This window comes from Aeromonas sp. R1-1, assembly GCF_040908495.1.
Taxonomy (GTDB): domain Bacteria; phylum Pseudomonadota; class Gammaproteobacteria; order Enterobacterales; family Aeromonadaceae; genus Aeromonas; species Aeromonas veronii.
This window is the reverse complement of record NZ_JBFODV010000031.1, coordinates 1-3,904: the sequence shown is the minus strand read 5'-3', so window position 1 is coordinate 3,904 and position 3,904 is coordinate 1. Positions and strand designations below refer to the sequence as shown.

Below are 3,904 nucleotides of genomic sequence, written 5' to 3'. Positions count from 1 at the left end.
ATGACGGATGGGTATGACTGTTACCAGAATGCGTTGGCGGAGCGGGTGAACGGGATTTTGAAAGGAGAGTTATTGTTGCAAAGCCCGCAGGATTTGATGCAAGCGCGGGAAATGGTGCGTGAAGCAGTAGATATTTACAACGCGGAGCGGCCGCATCATGCGTTGAAATACAGAACCCCCGATGCAGTACATAGGGGGTTCTGAGTAGAGAAATGCTAGTTGAAAATGTGTAAACCTATTTCAGGACTAGACAGTGGCATGGGTCACTGACGGCGCTCAACCGAGCGCCAGCCAGACCCCCACCCCCAGCATCAGAGTACCGGCGATGCGGTTCATCAGGGTGACGTTGCCGCTCTTGGCGAGGAAGTGGCGCAGAGTGCGGCCACCGCTGGCGTAGAGCAACAGGCAGGAGAACTCGATGACCAGGATCAGCGCCACCAGCGCGCTGATCTGCGGCGCCATCGGCTTGTCGGCAGAGATAAAGGGGGGCAGCAAGGAGATCATGAAGGCCCACCCTTTGGGGTTGGCGATGGCGGTGACAAAGCCCTGCAGCGCCAACCCCATGGCGCTGGTCTGTTGACCGGCCGAGAGATCCGCCGGAATGGCCATCTTCCCTTTAGCCTGCCACATCTGGATGCCAAGCCACACCAGATAGGCGCCCCCCACATATTTGAAGGCGGCGAAGATCCCCGGATAGTTGAGCATGATGGCTGCCACCCCGATCACCGACAGCACCGAGACCAGCCCGACTCCGATCAGCTCCCCCCACATCATGTGCAGGGTTCGGCGCACCCCCAGGCTCATCCCCAGGGTCATCGACAGGGTCATGCACATGCCGGGGGTCACCGAGACAAAGAAAAAGGTCGGGATAAACAGAGCCAGAATGGCCGGATCGATCCAGCTGGACACAACACACCTCCATATGACGAGAGCGGGAAATCACGAAAACGGGACAGGATTGACACAACCCAGCCAGTTGTACCACATATTCAGGGGATAAAGCGCTAAATCATGCCTAAATGGCTCCTTTCTCACAAGAAAAAACCTTTTCTTCAGCACATTTCAGCAATAAAAGCCTGTGACAGCTCCTGACGTGCATGTGTAAGATGTCGGCTCCTCCAATTCCGGATTAGAGCCATTTATGTCATTGAATAATCTATCAATACGTGTCCAGGTCTTGATACCTTTGCTGCTGGCCAGCCTGCTGATGATGGTGATGATCGCCATCAGCAAACAGGGTCTGGATGAAGCCATCAATGACATAGATGAGACGACCCAGACCGTGGTCCAGCACAAGGACGATATTGCCAAACTGATCCACGCCACCTACCGGCTGCGCACCAGCGCCATCTATGGCCTCTACGATGCCAAGCTGTTTGCCGCTCTGCCCGCAAACCTCAACAGCGCCGAGCAGGAGATCAACGCCATCCTCGGCCGTCTGGTGCTCCCCGGTGCCGAGCAGGATAACCGTCAGGTCGCTGCCGCCCTGCAGGCCTACCTCAACCATACCCGCAGCAACATGCTGCCGCTGCTGGCGCAAAAACATCAGGGTGGCGGCGATCCGGTCGCCTACGAGGCGGCTCGCCTCCATTTCCGCGAGCTGGGTGAACAGCTGATCAAGCAGATCGACAGCATGTCCGCCCACATCAACCAGCTGATCCAGCAAGAGCTGGCCGAAGAGCAGGCCCACTACGACGCCACCCTGCTGCGTACCCTGCTGCTCACCGCCGGTACCCTGCTGGCGGCGCTGATCTGCGGCTGGGTCCTCTCCGGTCGCATCGTCAGCCCCATCGGTCAGTTGCAAGAGGTGATGCACGCCGTGGCGCAAGGGCGCTTCAACGTTCGCGCCAAAGCGGAGGGCAACAACGAGCTGACCCGTCTGGCCAAAGATATCAACCTCACTCTGGGGCAACTTGGTAGCACCATCGAGAACCTGACCGGGATCAGCAACAGCGTCGCCTCCGCCGCTACCGAGCTGGCCGCCGTGATGACCCAGTCCGAAGCCAATGCAAAGCAGCAACACAGCGAGATCGAACAGGTCGCCTCTGCCGTGACCGAACTCTCCAGCACCGCTGACAACGTCAACCACAACGCCGCCATCGCCGATGAGCTGGCGCGGGATGCCAATGGCCGGGTCGAACAGGGGCTCGCCCTCTTTACCGAAAGCATCGCCGCCAACAGCCGGATGGCAGGCAGTCTGGAAGATGCCGCCGCCATCGTGGCCCAGCTCAAATCCCAGTCCGAGCAGATCGGCAAGGTAATTGAAGTGATTCAGGGGATCTCCGAGCAGACCAACCTGCTGGCGCTCAATGCCGCCATCGAAGCGGCCCGTGCCGGTGAAACGGGTCGTGGTTTTGCGGTGGTGGCCGACGAAGTGAGAATGCTGGCAGCCCGCACCCAGGACTCCACCAAGGAGATCCAGGCCATCATCGAGCGGCTGCAGGGCCAGTCCCAGTCCGCCAACAACGGCGTGCAGGAGACCCTGGAGATCCTCAGCCATAACCAGCGTTTGTCCGCTCAGGTGCAGGATCTGCTAAGCGGCATTACCGGTGCCGTGCGCCAGATCAACGATGCCAACGCCCAGGTCGCCACCGCCGCCGAGGAGCAGTCCTGCGTTACCGCCGACATCAACCGCAACATCACCAATATTCACGAGATCGTGAGCCAGAGCTCTGCCGGCATCAGCCAGAGCGCCAGTGCCAGCAACGAGCTCTCCCAGCTCGCCGAGCAGCAACGCAAGCAGCTGGCCCAATTCCAGCTGTAAGCGCACAAAGTGAACCAGACAAAAAGGCCCGCAAGGGCCTTTCTTGTTGATGGAGCAATGGCTTTGTCTCTGTTTTAAACGCCATTTTTTGGCCGTTGGTGCCATAAGGGGCTGGGCTGCCCTGCCAAATATCGGTATGGTAGAGGCACGTTACTCCCCCTCACGTGAGCACACCATGAGCCTGAGATTCAAGAAACCCGCTTTTATCGCCCTGGGGCTCATCGCCCTCATTTCCGCCGCCTGGCTCGACTACTACCTGCCGGAGCACACCATCGCCACCATCACCGGGGTCGAGGTGAAGCGCACCGACAAGGATGGCCCCATCAGCCAGAAGAACCCGGCTGACGGCCCCACCACCGACGTCTATTACATCTACACCGAGCGCCCCGGCGAGAAGATCCGGGTGTTTCGCAATGAAGATACCGAGTGGGGTTGGCCCTTCTACTTCAAGTTCAACGCCGCCGACGTCCAAGCCAAGGCCAAGTCGATGGAGTTTGAAAAGCGGCTCGCCATCATTACCTCCTACGGCTGGCGCGTGAACATGTTCTCCATGTTCCCCAACGTCACCAAGATTGAGAGTACCGAGCCTGACGCCTCCACCTGGAGCTTCTTCCGCTGGTTCTGGTTCGGCCTCTGGGCACTGGTGATGGGCAAAGCAGCCATTGCGACCTGGCGCTACTTCGATCGTCTTGAGGACGAGCTATGAGCGAGCCGAGCAAGACCCGCACCAGTTTCTACCGGCGGCTCTACGTGGCCTGGCTGATCAGCCAGGGCACAGATACAGTGCCTGCCATCATGGAGGCGACCGGCATGCCGCGCCGCACCGCGCAGGATACCCTGACGGCGCTGGCCGAGCTCGACATCAGCTGCGCCTTCGAGCAGACCGAGGGGGCTCGCCACTTGCAGGGACACTACCGCATCAGCGACTGGGGTCCCATCAATCCGGCGTGGATCAAGGCTCAACTACCGCTTATCAAAGAGACGTTGAGCTATCCCTGATCCGGGGCAGGGCAAGAGAAGTACATTGCCCCCCTTTCTTATGGCGCTGTCCCAATTACGTGTTGAAAGGCTAATCTTGAAGTAGGCCATCACCTTGAGGTCTACCATCATGGATACCCCAGCCTTTCAACACCTGCTGTC

Annotated in this window: 5 protein-coding genes; 4 read left to right on the top strand and 1 reads right to left on the bottom strand. The window is 59.1% G+C overall.

What is annotated here, in order from left to right:
* The coding region (locus AB5Y92_RS01330) for an integrase core domain-containing protein (RefSeq protein WP_368225244.1) at positions 1-204 on the top strand (204 nt) is incomplete at its 5' end.
* Between the two features lie 72 nt (positions 205-276).
* Here AB5Y92_RS01330 and AB5Y92_RS01325 read toward each other — a convergent pair.
* Entirely contained in the window at positions 277-909 is a 633-nt protein-coding gene (locus AB5Y92_RS01325) for a LysE family translocator (RefSeq protein ID WP_005344345.1), read from the bottom strand.
* A gap of 232 nt (positions 910-1,141) precedes the next feature.
* Here AB5Y92_RS01325 and AB5Y92_RS01320 point away from each other — a divergent pair, with 232 nt between their 5' ends.
* The 3 genes from AB5Y92_RS01320 to AB5Y92_RS01310 all read left to right on the top strand — a co-directional run bounded on the left by AB5Y92_RS01320 (position 1,142) and on the right by AB5Y92_RS01310 (position 3,763).
* Positions 1,142-2,764, top strand: a complete 1,623-nt coding sequence (locus AB5Y92_RS01320; RefSeq protein ID WP_368225243.1) for a methyl-accepting chemotaxis protein — start codon at positions 1,142-1,144, stop codon at positions 2,762-2,764.
* A gap of 175 nt (positions 2,765-2,939) precedes the next feature.
* Positions 2,940-3,470 carry a DUF1523 family protein gene (locus AB5Y92_RS01315; protein ID WP_005350438.1) on the top strand — a complete coding sequence of 177 codons (531 nt, stop codon included), beginning with the start codon at positions 2,940-2,942 and terminating at the stop codon, positions 3,468-3,470.
* The gene (locus tag AB5Y92_RS01310; protein WP_005337957.1) at positions 3,467-3,763 is read left to right on the top strand and encodes a helix-turn-helix domain-containing protein; all 297 of its coding nucleotides are present in this window, start codon (positions 3,467-3,469) and stop codon (positions 3,761-3,763) included. The genes AB5Y92_RS01315 and AB5Y92_RS01310 overlap by 4 nt, the downstream gene beginning before the upstream one ends.
* Positions 3,764-3,904: the final 141 nt, after the last annotated feature.